At 45.8% G+C, this 1,019-nt stretch carries 1 protein-coding gene and 1 pseudogene; both read right to left on the minus strand.

Annotated elements, in window-relative coordinates; translation table 11 throughout:
* Nucleotides 1-228: pseudogene (locus ACGF5R_RS24100) on the minus strand (phage terminase large subunit family protein); the annotation flags it as partial.
* On the minus strand, nucleotides 203-778 hold the full coding sequence (locus tag ACGF5R_RS24105) for an RNA polymerase subunit sigma-70 (protein ID WP_112879871.1): 576 nt from the start codon (nucleotides 776-778) through the stop codon (nucleotides 203-205). The gene ACGF5R_RS24105 and the pseudogene ACGF5R_RS24100, both read right to left, overlap by 26 nt.
* Between the last annotated feature and the right edge of the window lie 241 nt (nucleotides 779-1,019).

A 1,019-nucleotide genomic window follows, 5' to 3' on the forward strand; every position in this document is an offset into this window, starting at 1 on the left:
ATAAGTAACAGTCGGGTCTGTAATGGCATCCATCATGCCGTCTTGATAGGCGAACGAACGAAATCGCCCGGTCTGTGCGCTGGTTTCTTTGGACAGTACGGCGTATTTGTTTGCCCATGCACTTAGTGATAGTGGTTCGGGAGGGCGGATATCAGGGCGACGTTTATATAAATCTTGCGTGAAGTTCTGCCAGGCGGAGGTATTAGCTTTCTCCTCTATTGTTATCATCAAGGCTTAATTCCTCCATCGCCTCGTAAACCACCTCCTGTAACGCTTGAACAAACTCCGTATCATTAGTGGTTGAAGCCAATACACGTAAACGCGGGCCATGTTCGGGAGCGATAGCGATTAAGCGAGTGCGCATTCTTGAATACTCCCGCCCCACTGCTTCAATCATGTCTTTATACGGTAGCACCTGGCCGGATTTGATTTCGTACTCTAATTGAGTAAGCAATGCGAGAAAGTTTTCTTTTAACGTCCGGGCTTCATCGAATGTCATTGTTGCGCCCTTTTCGGCGATCATGCGTTCGACAATTTTTGTCGGTGATTCTGCATCAGACCTGTTACCTTGAGAGTTGTTACCTGACTTGTTACCCTGTTTGTTACCTGCGGTTTTTTTATCGGGCCGGGTAACAGATTTTCTGTAACGTTCAACATTCGCGTTTGATGCTTCAACATTGATATCGTCACCGTCCAGAACCAGCCAGCCGCGAGCTTTCCACTGGGTCACAGTCTTACGGCTGACACCGTGCAATTTGGCAAATTCTGACTGATTCATTTGTTAATGTTACCTAAATTTCAAAGATTTATAACTAGTGAAACATCGGGGCGCACAATGTCCCATGATTTAAGGGGTCTGAGTAAGGACCCAAAAAATCACCAGGGAACATATTGATAGCATCAGTTCTGCGGCACATAGAACTCACCATAATGTTTTTGGCAAAAGCTCTCATATGCAGCGACTGCGTCCTCAATCCTGTCAAACCTGCCGAGGGTATATTTCTTTTTATTCATCTGTG

The sequence above is a fragment of the Photorhabdus sp. RM71S genome, assembly GCF_042879355.1.
Taxonomy (GTDB): domain Bacteria; phylum Pseudomonadota; class Gammaproteobacteria; order Enterobacterales; family Enterobacteriaceae; genus Photorhabdus; species Photorhabdus kayaii.